At 34.7% G+C, this 17,917-nt stretch carries 17 protein-coding genes; 16 read left to right on the top strand and 1 reads right to left on the bottom strand.

Annotated features, from left to right (window positions below):
- The first annotated feature begins 60 nt into the window (after positions 1–60).
- The 15 genes from ABDJ41_RS13965 (at position 61) to ABDJ41_RS13895 (ending at position 15,581) form a co-directional block, all read left to right on the top strand.
- Positions 61–684, top strand: a complete 624-nt coding sequence (locus ABDJ41_RS13965; RefSeq protein WP_349786667.1) for an acyltransferase — start codon at positions 61–63, stop codon at positions 682–684.
- A 1-nt stretch (position 685) separates the two neighbouring features.
- The gene (locus ABDJ41_RS13960) at positions 686–1,606 is read left to right on the top strand and encodes an NAD-dependent epimerase/dehydratase family protein (RefSeq protein ID WP_349786666.1); all 921 of its coding nucleotides are present in this window, start codon (positions 686–688) and stop codon (positions 1,604–1,606) included.
- 57 nt (positions 1,607–1,663) lie between these two features.
- Positions 1,664–2,761, top strand: a complete 1,098-nt coding sequence (locus tag ABDJ41_RS13955) for a glycosyltransferase (RefSeq protein ID WP_349786665.1) — start codon at positions 1,664–1,666, stop codon at positions 2,759–2,761.
- A gap of 148 nt (positions 2,762–2,909) precedes the next feature.
- Entirely contained in the window at positions 2,910–4,004 is a 1,095-nt protein-coding gene (locus ABDJ41_RS13950) for a hypothetical protein (protein WP_349786664.1), read from the top strand.
- Between the two features lie 21 nt (positions 4,005–4,025).
- Positions 4,026–4,733 carry a glycosyltransferase family 2 protein gene (locus tag ABDJ41_RS13945; protein ID WP_349786663.1) on the top strand — a complete coding sequence of 236 codons (708 nt, stop codon included), beginning with the start codon at positions 4,026–4,028 and terminating at the stop codon, positions 4,731–4,733.
- Positions 4,730–5,476, top strand: coding sequence for a glycosyltransferase family 2 protein (locus ABDJ41_RS13940; RefSeq protein ID WP_349786662.1), 747 nt, complete (start codon positions 4,730–4,732; stop codon positions 5,474–5,476). Before ABDJ41_RS13945 ends, ABDJ41_RS13940 begins: the two co-directional genes overlap by 4 nt.
- Positions 5,477–5,581: 105 nt before the next feature.
- A complete protein-coding gene (gene gmd / locus ABDJ41_RS13935) occupies positions 5,582–6,694 on the top strand; it encodes a GDP-mannose 4,6-dehydratase (RefSeq protein WP_349786661.1) in 1,113 nt (370 codons plus the stop codon).
- On the top strand, positions 6,694–7,641 hold the full coding sequence (locus tag ABDJ41_RS13930; protein WP_349786660.1) for a GDP-L-fucose synthase family protein: 948 nt from the start codon (positions 6,694–6,696) through the stop codon (positions 7,639–7,641). Before gmd ends, ABDJ41_RS13930 begins: the two co-directional genes overlap by 1 nt.
- Before the next feature lie 13 nt (positions 7,642–7,654).
- Positions 7,655–8,707, top strand: coding sequence for a mannose-1-phosphate guanylyltransferase (locus ABDJ41_RS13925; protein ID WP_349786766.1), 1,053 nt, complete (start codon positions 7,655–7,657; stop codon positions 8,705–8,707).
- 9 nt (positions 8,708–8,716) lie between these two features.
- A complete protein-coding gene (gene rfbC / locus ABDJ41_RS13920) occupies positions 8,717–9,262 on the top strand; it encodes a dTDP-4-dehydrorhamnose 3,5-epimerase (protein WP_349786659.1) in 546 nt (181 codons plus the stop codon).
- Complete coding sequence (rfbD, locus tag ABDJ41_RS13915) at positions 9,259–10,125, top strand: dTDP-4-dehydrorhamnose reductase (protein ID WP_349786658.1); 867 nt, start codon at positions 9,259–9,261, stop codon at positions 10,123–10,125. The genes rfbC and rfbD overlap by 4 nt, the downstream gene beginning before the upstream one ends.
- Positions 10,125–10,985, top strand: a complete 861-nt coding sequence (gene rfbA, locus ABDJ41_RS13910; protein ID WP_349786657.1) for a glucose-1-phosphate thymidylyltransferase RfbA — start codon at positions 10,125–10,127, stop codon at positions 10,983–10,985. Before rfbD ends, rfbA begins: the two co-directional genes overlap by 1 nt.
- A 35-nt stretch (positions 10,986–11,020) precedes the next feature.
- Positions 11,021–11,926: an MraY family glycosyltransferase gene (locus ABDJ41_RS13905; protein WP_349786656.1), complete on the top strand. Its 906-nt coding sequence runs from the start codon at positions 11,021–11,023 to the stop codon at positions 11,924–11,926.
- Positions 11,927–12,018: 92 nt separating this feature from the next.
- Positions 12,019–13,971: a polysaccharide biosynthesis protein gene (locus ABDJ41_RS13900; protein ID WP_349786655.1), complete on the top strand. Its 1,953-nt coding sequence runs from the start codon at positions 12,019–12,021 to the stop codon at positions 13,969–13,971.
- A 2-nt stretch (positions 13,972–13,973) separates the two neighbouring features.
- A complete protein-coding gene (locus ABDJ41_RS13895) occupies positions 13,974–15,581 on the top strand; it encodes a gliding motility protein RemB (protein ID WP_349786654.1) in 1,608 nt (535 codons plus the stop codon).
- Between the two features lie 328 nt (positions 15,582–15,909).
- On the opposite strand, the gene ABDJ41_RS13890 is transcribed toward ABDJ41_RS13895, so the two are convergent.
- The gene (locus ABDJ41_RS13890) at positions 15,910–16,878 is read right to left on the bottom strand and encodes a helix-turn-helix domain-containing protein (RefSeq protein WP_349786653.1); all 969 of its coding nucleotides are present in this window, start codon (positions 16,876–16,878) and stop codon (positions 15,910–15,912) included.
- A gap of 211 nt (positions 16,879–17,089) precedes the next feature.
- Between ABDJ41_RS13890 and ABDJ41_RS13885 the strand changes: the two genes are divergently transcribed.
- Positions 17,090–17,794, top strand: coding sequence for a FadR/GntR family transcriptional regulator (locus ABDJ41_RS13885; RefSeq protein WP_349786652.1), 705 nt, complete (start codon positions 17,090–17,092; stop codon positions 17,792–17,794).
- Positions 17,795–17,917: the final 123 nt, after the last annotated feature.

Here is a 17,917-nt window from a genome sequence, read left to right as displayed (position 1 = left end):
GAGTAGGCTAATAATATGTATTTAAGCAGGAATATTTCTTATTTATTTTAAAAACAAATTATGATTTCTTTAATTATTAACTCACTTAAGAAGCTTCTCCTTAAGTTACACTTAAAATCAAATCTGCAGCATATAAAAATAGGCAATAGTCATTTTTTAGAAAACTTTAGATTGAGAGTTATTAAAGGTGTGGCTGGCAGAAATTATGTGGAGATTGGTAATGATTGTATATTAGATTGTAAGATTTTATTTGAATCAGGGGAAGGTAAGGTTGTTATTGGAAATAGGAATTATTTAGGCAATTCTAATATTATTTGTAAAACAGGAGTTGTTTTCGAAGATAATATATTTGTTGCTTGGGGAAGTTATTTTTATGATCACAATTCTCATTCATTAGATTACGGAGAGCGTGAACATGATATTACGCAGCAATTGGAAGATTATAGGTCAGGAAAGCTTTTCATCGAAAACAAAAATTGGAATGTTGTAGAGAGCCAACCTATTAGGATCTGTTCTAATGCTTGGATTGGAATGAATTGTATCATTCTAAAAGGTGTAACTATTGGACAAGGGGCAATTGTAGGTGCTGGAAGCGTAGTAACTAAGGATGTACCTGCATGGAGTATTGTTGGAGGAAACCCAGCGAAGGTGATAAAAGAGATTCCTGAAGCATTAAGAAAATAAAATGAAACGAGTTTTAATAACGGGTGCTTATGGCTTTTTAGGAAGGCATACAGCAAGAAAATTTAAGGACAGTGGATGCCATGTAACAGGAATTGGACATGGTAAATGGTATTTGGAAGAATATACTAAATGGGGAATTGACACTTGGTTGGAATCTACGATTACATTTGAGTCTTTAATGAATATCAATGAGCGATTCGATATTATCGTTCATTGTGGTGGAAGTGGTTCTGTGGCTTTTTCTCATTCTAATCCGTATGAAGACTTTCAAAAAAGTGTTCAAAGTACACTTTCATTATTGGAATACATACGTTTGCAAGCACCTAAATGTAAGTTTATATATCCATCTAGTCCTGCAGTTCAGGGGAATCTTCAGGATTTACCCATTCAAGAAAACATTATTTCGAATCCCATTTCTCCTTATGGATTTAACAAAAAGATAGCCGAAGAATTATGTTTATCCTATCGAAATAACTACGATTTAGATATTGGAATTATCAGATTTTTCTCCATATACGGAAAGGGTTTACAAAAGCAATTAATATACGATGCATGTAAAAAAATCGTAACTACAAATGTTGACGAGATCATATTTTTTGGTACGGGAAAAGAAACAAGGGACTGGATAAATGTAGAAGATGCCGGAGCGCTCATTGTTAAGTTTTCGGACGCCTTTGTGGGGTGGGATGTAGTTAACGGTGCAAGTGGTGTTAGAACGGAAATACAAGAGATTTTGAGACTTGTCGCAATTCAGTTTGATAGACCATTAAAAATTACATTTAATGGAGTTACAAGAGAAGGGGATCCAAAATATTTTTGGGCAGATATGACCCATACTTTGACATATGATTGGAACCCAAAAGTAGTGTTGGCTGATGGTATTGCAGAATATGTCGAGTACTTTAAACAATTGAAATTATAAAGTTGATTGGTGTATTAATTATTAGACAACTTTCAGTTAAAATCAATAAAATTAAAAATGAAGATTACTATAGTTATTGATGCTCCGCATTACATTGGTGGCATAAGGTATATTGAACGATTTATCAAAATTTTGTCTCTAACAGATCAGGACATTGATTTAAATATAGTATACGTAAACTGTAAAAGTCCGTTGAATATTTCAGTTCCAAAAAAGGAGTTTTTTTTTAAAATACCCTCTATCTTATATAGATTGGATCGCCTGATGGCTAGGTTTCTAGGTATTTCCTTTTTTTCAATATTCCTCTTAAAATATGTAAAAAATGGGAACGTATTTTTTTCAGATATTTTTTTGCCAAAATTTCTGAAAAAACATTATAATATTAAGTTAGTTCATTGGTTTCCAGATTTTCAGGTTTATGATTTGGAACATCTTTTCCCTAAAAACAAGGTTATTTCTAGGAAATTGTACATTCTTCTTCAGTTGAGAACTTGCGATTATCTTCTAACACAATCCAAAACTGATTTGGAGCGAATGAAGATTCTTTATCCTGCTTTTAAGGATAAAATCGTTAAGTGGTCTTTTGCTGAGCCTAAGTTTGACGTACCAGAAATAGATACTGTTAAGATAAAAGAATTTAATTTGCCGAGAGGAGGATTTCTTATGTATCCACATCAGGGTTGGGCACATAAGAATCACTTGCTTTTAATTAATATCCTTCAGTCTTTTCCAAGCGAAAGACTCGTTCTAACAGGAAGGTTAAGTGACCCGAGAAATGATAAATACTCAAAAGATCTACAAGATGCCATCAGTAAAAGTAAGATTGAAATTATAAATTTAGGACTTGTTGACTCGGAAGAGCTTAACTTATTAATGAAAAATGCTAAGGCTATCCTGAATTTTTCTTCTTATGAAGGTTGGTCATCATGCGTTGAAGAAGGGATTATGTTTGGTACTCCATTAATACTTTCGGATCTTCCAATACATAGAGAGCAGTTTGGCGATGCCTCGTTTATTGATATCTCTACTGAAGAATCAGCGAAAAAAACTTTTGCAAAGGCTTTGTCTGAGGTAGAGGGTTTTAAGGGCTATTGTCATGGTCAGAGAGTAATGAATTCTGTAAAAGACCTGAATGATATTTTAGTAACTTTGTAAGTGTCTTTAAATCTTTTAAAATAAACAATTGTTGAAAGGGCGCACTAATTCCGGTATTAAAACCGAGACAATATTTCTGTTTCTTTGCTTTATAATCGTAGGTACTAACATTGGTTCCGGACCTTGTTATGGACTTTTCGGCTTATTGGTGTTACTTTTTTTTTTAGTTCAAAGGAGATTCTACTTAAGAACTATAGCTTGGGATTTTATTGCATTTGGTTTTATTCTGTTATGGGCATATGGGTTGATTCTTGGATTTTTGAGCGGTAATAAGTTAAGTTATATTGTTGCTAACAATGCAGGAATGGTACTTTACTTTGTCTACTACCTATTGCTTCAGTTTCGAATACCAAAGGAGAAAATTTATAAACTAGCTATTTATGCCGGAGTTTCTATTGGTTGTATCACTGTTTTGTTATTCATTTTTAGTTTTACAAATATTCCAGCAAATTTCCTATTCTTTTTAGGTGAGTTTACTGGAGGCTCAAGTACAGGGCAACGAAGGATATATTTTGTTAGCCAGATCTCATTGTTCCCGGCATTGGCTTTATATATGTCTGCCTTTATAGCTTCTAGATATCAGAAATTAGAGTATTTCGATGTGCGAAATTTAAAACAAAACATTCGCGTTTTTTTTGCATTCATGTTCTTCACAATGTGTGTGATGTTTTTTACGGCATCAAAAGGATTTATGCTCGGCTATCTTTTTATATTATTTACACTCCCGTTTGCTCTTTTTTTTAGAGGGTTTTATCATGGATATATAAATAAAAAGATAATCTTCTTTCTTGTATTATTAGTGATATTAGTGGTTTTATTGTTGTCTTTTGGCTATTTCAATATAATTACAGCTACTTTTGATAATAAAGACGAAGCAAATATTCGCAGATATGAACAGCTTTTTTATTTACTTCAGGATCTTACAATTTGGGGTAAGGGTTTAGGTGCTGTTATCCCTGGCTATTCAAGAAATTTAGATAAACCATATGGTTTTGAGCTCTCTTATTTATCCTTGATTCACAAGTTTGGCATTTTTGGCATTGTTGCTGTGCTATTATATTTGGTTATAATTTTTAAAGCTATTGCAAATGTAATTATTGGTTATAATGTTAGATATGCAATAACAGCTATTGGATGCATGTGCTATTTACTACCCTCAATTGGGAATCCACTTCTGTTTGCCCCTCAAGCCGTCGTTTTAAATTGTCTGGCACTTTATTTATTAAGAAAAGAGAAATCATAAATGAAAAAAATATCAGTTTGTATGGCCACTTATAATGGAGGCAAATATATTAAAGATCAAATCGCTTCAATTTTGCCGCAATTGAAGCTGAGTGACGAACTAGTTATTTCGGATGATTCGTCTACTGATAATACTATTGAGATCATACGTTCATTTAATGATAAAAGGATTAAGATAATAGAAAATCAGCAATTTAAGAGCCCTATTTTTAACTTTGAAAATGCTTTGAAACATTCAGATGGGGATGTTATATTCTTATCTGATCAAGATGACAAATGGTCTGAAAATAAAGTTGAAGTTATGTTGTCTGCATTGCAAAAATATGATTTGGTTGTAAGTAATGCTTTCATTGGGGATGGTTCTTTAAATATTATAAGAGATTCATATTTTGAATGGAGAAAATCTCGCAACGGAATCTTGAAAAATTTTGTTAGAAATTCCTATTTAGGTTGTTGTATGGCTTTTAAGAGAAAAGTAATACAGGTTGCTCTTCCTTTTCCAAAGGATATTCCTATGCATGATATGTGGCTAGGGATGATATCGGAAATATATTTTAAACCGGTTTTTATTAAGGATAAATTGATGATATATAGAAGACACGACGAGAACGCAACATTCTTAAATGAAGATTTTACGAGTAACGAAACTTTGTCTTCAAAATTTAAATTTAGATATAATTTATTCCTGGCCATTGTGAGAAGAATAATCAACAAAAAGCGTAGTATATGAAAATTTCTATAATTACAGTGGTATATAATAATGTCACGACGATCGAAGAGGCGATAAAGTCTGTACTATCACAAAACTGTTCTGATATTGAGTATATAATCATTGACGGAAAGTCTAATGATGGTACTTTAGAACTAATTCATAAATATAAAGAGAAGATCCATAAAATAATTTCGGAAAAAGACAATGGAATTTATGACGCAATGAATAAGGGAATTCAGTGTGCAACTGGGGATATAATTGGAATTTTAAATTCGGATGATCTTTATGCAGATGATAATGTCTTGAAAGATGTTAAAAGATATTTTGATGAAGATCCTAAACTGGATATTTTATATGGTGATTTAGTATATGTTAAATCAGATGACATTGATAAAGTTGTTAGAAATTGGAAATCTTCAAGTTATTATAGCAATTATTTTGAAAGAGGTAATGTTCCTCCTCATCCTTCTTTATTTTTGAAAGCATGTGTGTATAAAAAGGCAGGACTTTTTGATGTAAAATATAAGCTGGCAGCTGACTATGAATTCATGCTTAGAATTTTTAAAAAATACAATTTTAATTCAAAATATATCTCCCGTTTGATGGTTAGGATGCGTCTTGGTGGCGCAAGCAATAAAAATTTAAATAATATAATTAAAGCCAATAAGGAGGTTTTAGATGCTTGGAAAAGGAATGATTTAAAGGTGCCAACTTTTTTATTGCCAATTAAAATATTTAAAAGACTCACACAGTTTTTCTAGTTGATCTAAATTCAGTTGCAAAATATCTTGTATTCTGAAAGATCTTTTATAACTAAACTATATACCTATATTAAAAACTAAAATCTACACATACTAATTTCAAAAATGAAAACAGCACTTATAACAGGAATAACTGGTCAGGATGGAGCTTATTTAGCTGATTTACTATTAAAAAAAGGATATATGGTTCATGGCATTAAACGCCGAAGTTCATTATTTAATACGGAACGTATAGATCATTTATACCAGGATCCCCATGAATCCAATGTAAGGTTTAAATTACATTACGGAGATCTAAGCGATTCGACAAACTTAATCAGAATCGTTCAGGAAGTACAGCCAGACGAAATTTATAACCTTGGTGCAATGAGCCATGTTAAGGTTAGCTTTGATACACCTGAATATACTGCTAATGCCGATGGAATTGGGACGCTTCGTTTGCTTGAAGCTTTACGGATTTTAGGTCTTGAAAAGAAAACAAAAATATATCAAGCCTCTACTTCCGAATTATATGGTTTGGTTCAGGCAGTACCTCAATCTGAAACTACTCCATTTTATCCACGGTCTCCATATGCTGTTGCTAAAATGTATGCTTATTGGATAACTGTTAATTACAGAGAGGCTTATGGTATGTTTGCATGTAACGGTATTTTATTTAATCATGAAAGTCCATTAAGAGGCGAAACGTTTGTTACTCGAAAGATCACAAGAGGTACATCAAAAATTGCCTTAGCTTTACAAGATAAGTTATATCTTGGAAATTTGGATGCGCGTCGCGATTGGGGACATGCAAAGGATTACGTCGAAGCCATGTGGTTAATTTTACAACAAGAGGTAGCCGAAGATTATGTTATTGCCACAGGTGTAACTACTACTGTTCGGGACTTTGTTAAAATGTCTTTTGCGGAAGTGGGAATCGAAATTGAATTTAAGGGTGAGGGTATTGAGGAAAAAGGATATGTGAAATCTTGTTCAAATAAACAGTTTATACTTGAAATTGGAAAGGAAGTAGTTGCTGTAGATCCGAAATATTTTAGGCCAACTGAAGTGGATTTGTTAATAGGAGATCCAACAAAGTCAAAAACAAAATTAGGTTGGAAGCCTCAATATGATTTGCAGGCTTTGGTGAAGGAAATGATGGCCTCGGATATTGACCATTTCCGTAAAGAACTAATGCTTAAAGAAGCTGGCTATACTGTGAAAAATCAATTTGAGTAATGAATAGATCTAATAGGATTTACATTGCTGGGCATAGAGGAATGGTAGGATCAGCGATTTTACGCAAACTTCAATCTGAAGGTTTTGATAACCTTATGTTTAAAACCTCTGCAGAACTTGATCTGAGGGATTATAATGCAGTAGCCTCCTTCTTTGAAGCGGAAAGGCCCGAATACGTCTTTTTAGCAGCAGCGAAAGTTGGAGGAATCATTGCTAATGATACCTATCGGGCCGATTTTCTATATCAAAATCTAATGATACAAAATCATATTATTCATCAATCTTACTTAAATGGTGTAAAAAAGTTAATGTTTTTAGGGTCATCTTGCATATACCCTAAGCTAGCTCCTCAACCTCTGAAAGAGGAATATTTGATGACTGGAGAATTGGAGCCTACAAATGAGCCTTACGCCATTGCTAAAATTGCTGGAGTTAAATTGTGTGACGCTTACAGAGATCAATATGGGTGCAATTTTATTTCAGTTATGCCAACGAATTTGTATGGTTCTAATGACAATTACGATTTAAAAAATTCGCATGTACTGCCGGCAATGCTTAGAAAATTTATTGTAGCAAAACGTAATGCCGAAGAATCGGTTACTATTTGGGGTACAGGTAAGCCTAAGCGAGAGTTTATGCACTCAGATGATCTTGCTGATGCTTGCGTTTATTTGATGGAGAAATATAATGAATCAGGTTTGGTTAATATTGGTGTTGGTGAGGATATTTCCATATTGGACCTAGCACAATTAGTGAAAAAAATTATTGGTTTTGAAGGTGAGATCCTGAGAGATCTTTCAAAGCCTGATGGTACTCCGAGAAAATTAATGGATGTATCGAAATTAAATAATTTGGGATGGAAAGCTCGTATCACTCTTGAAGACGGGATTAGGAAAGTTTATAATGAAATTAAGGATATAACCTGGAAGACAAATGAAGCAAAATAACTATGTATTGATTATGGCAGGAGGGGTAGGCAGCCGCTTTTGGCCAAAAAGTCGTCAGCATTTTCCAAAGCAGTTCATTGATATATTGGGTATCGGTAAATCATTATTGCAACTTACTTACGAGAGATTTTTAAATATTTGTCCTCCAGAAAATATTTATGTTTTAAGTAATGAGCATTATAAGGATTTAATAAATGAACAGATTCCTGATATTTCTGATACTCAGATTCTGCTTGAGCCGTGTCGTAATAACACTGCGCCTTGTATTGCTTACGCAAGTTATAAAATTCATAAAATTAATGCAGATGCAAATATTGTCGTTGCACCCTCTGATCATCTTATTTTAAAAGAGAATGAGTTTTTAATAAAGCTAAACCTTGCTTTAGGTTTTACTGAATCTAATGACGCGTTACTTACACTTGGAATTCAACCAACTAGACCGGACACGGGATATGGTTACATTAATTTCAAGAAGGAGGATAATGAGGGAGTATATCCTGTTGAAAGGTTTATGGAAAAGCCAATATTGGAAACAGCGAAAGAGTTTGTCGCAAGTGGGGATTATTTATGGAATGCAGGGATATTCATCTGGTCAGGTAAATCAATTATCGATGCATTTCAAAAATATGCTCCCGAAATTGCTGCGCTTTTTGAAGGTGGAATAGCATATTTTTCGACTGATAAGGAATCCGCTTTTATAAAAGAAAATTATCCGAACTCTCCTAATATTTCTATCGACTATGCGATACTTGAGAAAGCGGAGAATGTTTATACTATTCCAGCGGATATAGGTTGGTCTGATCTTGGCACTTGGGCATCATTACATACCATTGCTCAAAAGGATGCTTGTAATAATGTAATAAATTGTTCTGCAGTTTATGTGAGTGAAACTGAAGATTGCATTATTCAGTTGCCAAAAGGAAAGGCGGCGGTGGTGAAGGGTTTAAGCGATTACATTATTGTAGATGATGGAAATGTTTTGTTAATTTATCCAAAATCAGAAGAACAGCAAATCAAAAAGGTCGCAGGAAAGATGGTTGAAGAATATGGTATTGATTATTTATAATTTTAGTAGATGGAAATACAAGAAACAGCATTAAAGGGGTGTTTTATTTTCAAACCAAAAGTATTTGAAGATAGTAGAGGGTATTTTTATGAGGGCTTCAACTCTGCAACCTTTGAAAGGTTAACTGGAATGTCTGGTACTTTTGTGCAGGACAATCAGAGTTATTCATCTTATGGTGTGATCAGGGCATTACATGCCCAGGCTGGAGAATACGCCCAGGCAAAATTGGTTAGGGTTTTACAAGGTGAGGTGTTAGATGTGGCAGTAGATGTCAGGCCAGGGTCCGTAACTTATGGTCAACATGTAGCCATTCGTCTGAGTGCAGAAAACAGGTTACAATTATATATCCCGAGAGGTTTTTTGCATGGCTTTGCTGTGTTAAGTGAAACAGCAGAATTTTTTTATAAATGTGATAATTTTTATAATAAGGAAGCTGAACAAGGATATCATCTGGCTTCTCCGGATTTGAATATTGATTGGTTAATTGAGGAAGATAAAAGAATAATTGCAGAAAAAGATTTAATGTTGCCTTTTCTTTCAACTATAGAAGTATGAAGAAAGTATTAGTATTTGGAGGCCTTGGACAGCTCGGACAATGTATTAGTAAATTAAGTAGGCAGCGTGAATATGAATCTATATTGTTTTTAGACGAAATAGAAGGGAATATATTAGATATTGATATACTGTCTGCTTTATTTGCGAAGGAGAAACCGGAGTTTGTAATCAATTGCGCTGCTTATACTGCGGTTGACAATGCAGAGGAGCAGGTGGAGCTTTGTGAAAAGATCAATAAAGATGGGGTAGCAAACTTAGCAAGGTTTTGTGATGAGTTCAAGACTACACTTGTCCATGTTTCCACTGATTTTGTGTTCGAGGGAAACTTACCTAAGTTGTTAAACGAAGAAGATACCGTCAATCCTATTAATGTTTATGGTAAAACAAAACTGGAAGGTGAGCTGGAAATTGCAATGGTCCTGCAAGAATATTTTATATTAAGAACTAGTTGGCTTTATTCAGAGTTTGCTAACAACTTTGTGAAGACCATGCGTAAATTAGGATCTGAAAGAGAGCAGTTAGGTGTTATTGTTGATCAGGTGGGAACACCAACCTATGCGATGGATCTGGCCGTAGCTATTTTTGATATAATTGAATCTGGAAAGCTTGCCTATGGCACCTACCATTATAGTAATGAGGGGATTACTTCATGGTATGATTTTGCAAAAGCAATTTTTGATATTAGTGAGATTACAGTAAAATTGAATCCAATACCGGGTTCTGCATATCCGACAAAGGCAATTCGCCCTTCCTTTTCTGTAATGGACAAGGCAAAAATTAAAAATACATTTGATATGGATATTCCATATTGGCGGGATAGCCTTGTAAGATGTATACAGGAATTGAATCTACTTGAAAAATAATGAAAGGAATAATTTTAGCAGGAGGAAGTGGGACAAGACTACATCCTTTGACACTTGTGATGAGTAAACAAATGATGCCGGTTTATGATAAGCCAATGATTTACTACCCATTATCGACCTTAATGCTGGCAGGGATAAATGAAATTTTAATTATTTCTACTCCACACGATCTCCCGAATTTTGAAAGATTATTAGGTGATGGAAGTTCTTTGGGTTGTAAATTTTCTTATGCGGTGCAACATGAGCCGAATGGCCTTGCTCAAGCCTTTGTAATTGGTGCGGATTTTATTGGACAAGATAAGGTTGCCCTTGTTTTAGGAGATAATATTTTCTATGGTGATGGTATGGCTAAATTGTTGCAGAATAGTTCTGATCCAGATGGGGGAGTCGTTTTTGCTTATAGAGTTTCAGATCCTGAACGTTACGGAGTTGTCGAGTTTGATCAGGATAACAAAGCAGTTTCGATTGAAGAGAAACCCTTAGCTCCTAGATCTGATTATGCGGTTCCAGGTTTGTACTTTTATGATAACAGTGTAGTAGAAATTGCTAAAAATATTAAACCCTCTTCACGTGGTGAATATGAAATCACAGATGTAAATAGAGTTTATCTGGAAAAGGGAAAGCTAAAAGTAGGCGTATTGAGTAGAGGTACTGCCTGGCTTGATACTGGAACTTTTCATTCTTTGATGCAAGCAGGGCAATTTGTTGAAGTAATAGAAGAGCGTCAGGGTTTGAAAGTGGGGTGTATTGAAGAGGTTGCTTATAGAATGGGTTTTATTGATAAAGAACAGCTCCGTACAATTGCTACACCTTTAGTAAAAAGTGGTTATGGTAACTATTTATTGAAAATCATTAAATAATGCTGTGCCCAATTTTAGTTATATTGATGTTTATAATGATGCTGCTTTATTTTAAGCTTGCAGATCATTATAACATCATTGACAAACCAAACGAAAGAAGTTCACACACTGAAGTAACGATACGAGGTGGAGGAATAATCTTTCTGATTTCAGCAATTTTTTGCTTAATTCTACATTCTGAGTTCTGGCTACCTATTCTAGGGATGATAATTATTGGAACGATTAGTTTTATAGATGATAGGATTACACTATCTAACAAGATTAGAATCTTTTTTCACCTGACTGCTGTAACCTTGTTGTTTTTTGCACTCAATATTTTTCAGATTTATCCCTGGTATTTTTGTATAGCAATATATATATTGGTGATAGGAATCATCAATGCTTATAATTTTATGGATGGCATTAATGGAATAACCGGATTATATAGCCTGGTTGTTCTGGGGGGCTTACAATATGTGAATTATCAGTTCACATCTTTTATTGAACCGGATTTAATCTGGTTACCTGTTTTAGCTTGTCTGGTATTTTTATTCTTTAATTTCCGTAAACGAGCCAAGTGCTTTGCTGGAGATGTGGGCAGTATAAGTATCGCCTTTTGGATCAGTTATCTGATATTTAAGCTGATCATTCAGACGGAAAATTATGCCTATATTTTATTTTTATCAGTTTATGGCGTAGATGCGATATTGACCATTATTCATAGATTACTGTTGAAACAGAATATCTTTAAAGCACATCGGCTACATTTCTACCAGATTTTAGCCAATGATCAAAAATGGCCACATTTATGGGTTGCAACATTGTATGCTGCACTCCAATGTCTAATTGTTCTGATTATTATCTATTGGCCAATTGATTTTGGATACCTGTTCATATTAGCCACGTTGCCATTAGTGCTTTGTTATATTTTTTTAAAGAAAAAAATAATGATAAGCGTCTAAATACGTGGGGATTAAATTAATGTTCATTTATTGATAAACCTTTTTGGTGTAATTATTGTTAGGTTTGTAACGATCATTTTTACGTAGCCTATATGTTTACAAAACTACAAATTGTATCGCGCTGGATTATCTTTACAATTGATATTTGTTTAAGTGTCATTGCTTTGCTATTTGCGGTAATCCTTCAGAAGAATTTCGCCCTCAATCACATAGATTTTCTGGCTTTTTATAAAGCGGTGGTCTTAATGATCATTGTCAATTCATTGGTGTTTTTCTCAGTAAAGACCTATGCAGGCATAGTCAGGTATACTTCTGCCCAGGATTCCTTTCGTATATTATTCGCGGTGGTGCTCAGTTCTTTAATCTTGTTTTTTGTCCACGCAATGGCCATCGTGATTACCGGAGAACATGTAATCAGTGCAGTGACCATTATAACTTACACTTTATGTAATTTCTTATTTCTGATTACTTATAGGATTATTGTGAAGTACTTTTTTATGTACATTAAAAATGCCAGTCTGGATAAAATCAGAGTTATTATTTATGGTGCGGGTGAAGCAGGTGTGGCCACAAAAAGAACTTTTGACCACGATCCTAAAGTAAATAAAACCATTATTGCCTTTGTGGATGATGACCTTAGAAAAGTAGGTAAAACCATTGATGGGGTAAGGATATTAGATGCGGGAAATCTGGAGAAATTAATCGCAGAACATGAGGTAGATGAGATCATTTTTGCTTCTTATGCAATTCCAGTGGAACGTAAAAACCAAGTAGTTGATATTGCCCTGGAAAATAATGTTAAAATTTTAAATATACCTTCTCCAGAGGTATGGGCAAAGGGGCAAGTTACGATTGCGCAGATCCAAAATATCAATATTGAGGATTTATTAAATAGAAAAGCCATTCAGATTGATATAGATGGAATTCAAAATCAATTGAAAGGTAAAAGGATATTGATTACTGGTGCCGCAGGTTCTATTGGTAGTGAAATTGTAAGGCAGCTGTTGAAATTTGAAACCGGACTGATTATACTATGTGATCAAAGTGAAACTGCTTTGCACAATATTTATCTGGAGCTCGAAGAAACTCATGCTAATATAAATTTTCATGCTTTTATAGGTGATGTAAGGGATGTGAAACGAATGGAAAAGCTTTTCACGACATATAAGCCACATTACGTTTATCATGCTGCGGCATATAAACATGTGCCTTTGATGGAAGATAATCCTGCAGAGGCGATTAAAACAAACGTATTCGGCACAAAAACTATTGCAGATCTTTCGGTAAAATATGGTGTTCAGAAGTTTGTTATGATCTCTACAGATAAAGCTGTCAACCCAACCAATGTAATGGGGGCATCTAAACGTATTGCTGAGATTTATGTACAGTCGTTAAATAATTCACTAACTAATCCTGATCAGATTTTTACGAATGGTTTAAGTTATCTGAATGAAGGAAATGTTAAGCCGATCACAAAATTCATTACTACCCGATTTGGGAATGTACTGGGTTCTAATGGCTCTGTTATTCCTAGATTTAAGCAGCAGATTGAAAATGGAGGGCCAGTTACAGTTACTCATCCTGAAATTACACGTTATTTTATGACTATACCGGAAGCTTGCCGGTTGGTTTTAGAAGCTGGCTGTATGGGTAAAGGTGGAGAGATCTTTGTTTTTGACATGGGTAAATCGGTTAAGATTGTGGAGCTAGCAAAAAAAATGATCCGCTTAGCTGGACTAGTGCCTAATCAGGATATTAAGATTACTTATTCTGGCTTAAGACCAGGCGAGAAACTTTTTGAGGAATTGTTGAATGATCAGGAGAGTACCATGCCAACTCACCATGAAAAAATTATGATCGGACAGGTGAGGGAATATGTTTTTAATGAAATTGAAATGCAAATTCATCAACTGGTGCAATTTGCTACGTTAAGTAATAATAGAGAGGTTGTAAAGCAGATGAAAGTTATTGTACCAGAGTTCCTCAGTAAAAACTCTGTATTTGAAGAACTGGATGCTGTGGTACCAGTAGAAGAAAACTCTTAGAAATGAAGAAATTCCTATTACTGGGGATCTGGTTACTAGCTTCTCAAAGTATAAAAGCACAGACCCCAAATGTAAATATACCCTATTCTTATCAGTTTTATCAAAAGTTAAATAAGTCTGTATACGATGTAAACAATCGTTCGCATTCTGCAATTAAAGGTTTTTATGCCGACGATTCCCTATTGGTAAATAGGTACAATGATTTAATGCAGATGGGGGTTGATTCAATAAATAAACGCTCTTGGGTTAGACGCAAACTAACTGAAGAACACCTTTTTAATTTTAAAGGGGAGGACTATACAGTATATGCAGATTTTCTTCCTGATTTCCAGATTGGCCGGGACTTTAAAAATGGCAGTACGATATGGAAAAACACACGGGGTTTTCAGATTGGTGGGACAGTGGGTGAGAAATTCTCTTTTTATACTAATGGCTTTGAGAACCAGGGAGTATTTGCAAATTATATAACCGATTTTATCAATACTAATCAGGTAGTGCCAAGTGAAATGAGTGGTAAGCTTGGTAAGAAAACAAAAGACTGGTCGTATGTGACTGCCCTGCTTTCTTACACACCAAATAAGCACTTGAATATTGCATTAGGTTACGATAAGAACTTTATTGGTGATGGTTACCGTTCCATGTTGTTGTCGGATGTGGCAGCCAATTATTCATTTTTAAGAGTTAGAGCAAGTTTGGGGAATGTGCAGTACCAAACTATTTTTGGCTATATGCTAGATCCGGGTGCCGAAAAATTAACTGCTGATCGTCGGTTAGGAGATCGTGGTAAATGGGCAGCTATGCATTACATAGACTGGAACGCCACAAATAGGTTTTCTGTTGGTTTTTTTCAGGCGGTAACATGGGCAGATGCTGAACCTGAAGGGAAAAGAGGTTTTGATTTCAATTATGTACATCCATTTATCTTCTTAAGGTCGGTAGAAGGAGCTAATACAACCTCGCCTGATAAAATGCGATTAGGTATTAATAGTAAGTATGAGATTCTGGACAAAACAACTCTATATGGCCAGTTTATGATTGATGAATTTACAGCTAAAGAATTTTTTAGCAACAATGGATACTGGGCCAATAAATGGGCATTACAAATAGGTTTTAGAGGAGCTGATTTGTTTAAAGTCGAAAACTTAAATTACCTCTTCGAATTTAACACAGCGAGGCCTTACACTTATGCACACTTTGAAAGGCTGTCCAATTATGGGGCAATGAACCAACCTTTAGCCCATCCAATGGGGGCTAACTTTAAAGAGGTTTTAGGAATATTAAACTACAGCTACAAGAGATTTGACCTCCAAGGTCAAATAACGTATGCACGTTATGGCCTGGACCCTGAGGGGATGAATTATGGTAAAGATATCTTTAAAGGATACGATACAAGAGTGGCCGACTATGACAACAAAATCGGTCAGGGTATAAAAACCAATCTTTATTTTGCTGAGGGAAGAGCATCTTACCTGTTGAATCCAAAATATAACTTACGCTTAGAACTTGGTGGTGTGCTAAGGCGAGAGACCAATAATCTGAAAAATACAAATACAGCCTTGTTTACTTTTGGCTTACGCAGCACCTTTAGAAATCTTTACCAGGATTTTTAAGGCCTCTTACGATAGTTGCTTATTTGATACATAAGCCTTATGGCCACAGCAGCTACATTCATATCTTTTAAGATCTACAAAGAAAAGAAAAGTCTTTACTAATGTACTTCTTCTGATTCGTATGTCTAATTTACCATTTTCACAATTAGGGCAATCCTTATAAGTTTTTTGTACTAAAGCCCATTCAGGCAGCGTTTGTTCCGTCATCATAATAATTTTTGTGGTTACTATAATTTCAGAGGTAGAGGGATGATTGTTTTTCGTTAAAGCAAATGTAATATGCTTTTAAGTTTAAACTACCATCTTTATGGAGTAAAAAAGTCCTGATTTAGAAATCCGGACTCGATTGTTGAAGTGATTTAAGGTATTCGACCGGACTAGAGCCTGTATGTTCTTTAAATTTTGCAAAAAACACACTTCTGGATGAGAAGCCACTTTCTGCTCCGAGGCCTTCAATTTTAAGGTGTTTCCATTTGTGGTAGTTTTGAAGCTGAGTACGCACATGAATTACCCTATAGCTATTTATAAAAGTATTAAAACTCTTTTTGTATGTCGCATTGATCAAGCTTGACAATTGGTGAACTGGAATGGAAAGCTCTTCAGAGAGTTTTGCAATGGTTAATCCCTGTTGTTTGAATCCTTCTTCTCTGACTAGAAAGTTCTCAATTAATTTGCACCTTTCTCTTGCAAGCTGAACATCATTTGTTTTAGCATACTTTTTAAGTATCCTTTCAAGGGTTTTACAATTAATGTCCAGGTAATCGGCGATGTATTCTGCAGGAACCCGGTTAATCAGTTGTGGCGCAACAGATGCATAATAGTTATATTTATCTCTGGCAGTGCCTAAACGTACCATGTTTGATCTTTCATGCGCTGCTTTATAAAACCCTTCCAGAATTTTTCTAATAATGATATTCATTTCTATACTGGTATTCAGTAAATCGACTATGGTTTCTACTTTTAACCCTAAAAGAAGTACATCTTCTAAAACCAGAATGCTTTCTCCTGAGGGCTTTTCCCCGTACATACCAGAGATAGAGGAAACGGCGTCTCCTTCTGCACAGATAAAGGTAGTCAGTCGTCTATTGTTCAACAAGGTATAACCTACAACAACACCTTGAAGTATAAAATATAATGCAGTACATCGCTCGCCCTGACCAAAGATGTGTTGCCCCTTTTTATAACTGATCTGGAAAAGTTCTTTCTCTATTTTAGTTCTTATTTTAGGAGAAAGGGGATGATATTGGTTTAGAAAATTTATAGCAAGTTGAGTGTGTTGTATATTTGGTTTAACCATACGTATGCATTTAATCTCATTAAATGTAAGTATTTTTCGTTATTAATTTTATATATTATCTTGGCCAGATATTCCACTGAAGTCTTTTTGTCTATTCTGATCAACAAATTGAATATAATTTTGTAGTTTGTAACCAGCAATTTTTAACTTAAAATATTTTAATCTTGTAGTACATAATAACAAAAAAATATCTCACATTTGTTTTATCACTATGGCAACAAATGATTTAAGTAAAGACCTGGCTCCGATATCGTCAAATACAATGGCTGATATTGTTGAAGTAAGGCTAAGAGAGTATTTGAAAAAGAAGTCCTTCCGTCCGGGGGATGCATTACCTAAAGAACTGGAACTGGCCGAAGCATTGGGCATCAGCAGAAATGTATTGCGTGAAGCACTGAGCCGATTGAGAATGTTGGGCATGATTGAAACCAAGAAGAAGCGCGGTATGATCCTGGCGCGTCCTGATATTCTGGGTGCTTTTGAGCGGGTACTTGATCCCCTGATTATTGATAACAATACTTTACAGGATATTTTTGAACTCCGCCTTGTACTTGAAATGGGATTAGCAGACCTGCTATACATCAGAAAGACGGATAAGGATATTGAGGAGTTAGAAAATATTGCTAAAAAGGAAGCAAAACTGGACGACTCCTTTCGCATTAAAAGTGAAATCGCTTTTCACGGGAAATTATACGACATTACGGGCAATGATACTTTGAAGAGATTTCAGATTATGCTGATGCCGACTTTTGAGTATGTATTGACGCAGGAACAGAAACCAATCAGAGGAAAAGTTAATCATATGGATCTGGTACAAATTCTAAAAAATGGGACTAAAGAAGATTTTAAAATTGGAATGCAAGCTCATTTGCAACCACATTTTGATAGGTTAAGTAAATTAAAAACAAATAAATAGAAATGATTTTTAATTGTTTAAAGCCCTTTTTAGGGCTTTTTTTGTTTTGTAACAATTTCATCACGTAAATTTAACTTGCATTTTGAAAAAATAGTTCACACATTTGTTATGTAGTACATAAAT

The sequence above is a fragment of the Pedobacter sp. ASV1-7 genome, from assembly GCF_040203335.1.
GTDB lineage: Bacteria > Bacteroidota > Bacteroidia > Sphingobacteriales > Sphingobacteriaceae > Pedobacter.
The sequence above is the reverse complement of the archived record's forward strand: the minus strand, read 5'-3'. Positions and strand labels throughout refer to the sequence as shown.

Coding starts and splice junctions, on each gene's coding strand:
- ABDJ41_RS13895 (WP_349786654.1), top strand. CDS start 13,974: ATGAAGAAATTCCTATTACTGGGGATCTGGTTACTAGCTTCTCAAAGT.
- ABDJ41_RS13955 (WP_349786665.1), top strand. CDS start 1,664: ATGAAGATTACTATAGTTATTGATGCTCCGCATTACATTGGTGGCATA.
- ABDJ41_RS13925 (WP_349786766.1), top strand. CDS start 7,655: ATGGCAGGAGGGGTAGGCAGCCGCTTTTGGCCAAAAAGTCGTCAGCAT.
- ABDJ41_RS13930 (WP_349786660.1), top strand. CDS start 6,694: ATGAATAGATCTAATAGGATTTACATTGCTGGGCATAGAGGAATGGTA.
- ABDJ41_RS13960 (WP_349786666.1), top strand. CDS start 686: ATGAAACGAGTTTTAATAACGGGTGCTTATGGCTTTTTAGGAAGGCAT.
- rfbC (WP_349786659.1), top strand. CDS start 8,717: ATGGAAATACAAGAAACAGCATTAAAGGGGTGTTTTATTTTCAAACCA.
- ABDJ41_RS13890 (WP_349786653.1), bottom strand. CDS start 16,878: ATGGTTAAACCAAATATACAACACACTCAACTTGCTATAAATTTTCTA.
- rfbA (WP_349786657.1), top strand. CDS start 10,125: ATGAAAGGAATAATTTTAGCAGGAGGAAGTGGGACAAGACTACATCCT.
- ABDJ41_RS13965 (WP_349786667.1), top strand. CDS start 61: ATGATTTCTTTAATTATTAACTCACTTAAGAAGCTTCTCCTTAAGTTA.
- ABDJ41_RS13905 (WP_349786656.1), top strand. CDS start 11,021: ATGATGCTGCTTTATTTTAAGCTTGCAGATCATTATAACATCATTGAC.
- ABDJ41_RS13900 (WP_349786655.1), top strand. CDS start 12,019: ATGTTTACAAAACTACAAATTGTATCGCGCTGGATTATCTTTACAATT.
- ABDJ41_RS13945 (WP_349786663.1), top strand. CDS start 4,026: ATGGCCACTTATAATGGAGGCAAATATATTAAAGATCAAATCGCTTCA.
- rfbD (WP_349786658.1), top strand. CDS start 9,259: ATGAAGAAAGTATTAGTATTTGGAGGCCTTGGACAGCTCGGACAATGT.
- ABDJ41_RS13885 (WP_349786652.1), top strand. CDS start 17,090: ATGGCAACAAATGATTTAAGTAAAGACCTGGCTCCGATATCGTCAAAT.
- gmd (WP_349786661.1), top strand. CDS start 5,582: ATGAAAACAGCACTTATAACAGGAATAACTGGTCAGGATGGAGCTTAT.
- ABDJ41_RS13940 (WP_349786662.1), top strand. CDS start 4,730: ATGAAAATTTCTATAATTACAGTGGTATATAATAATGTCACGACGATC.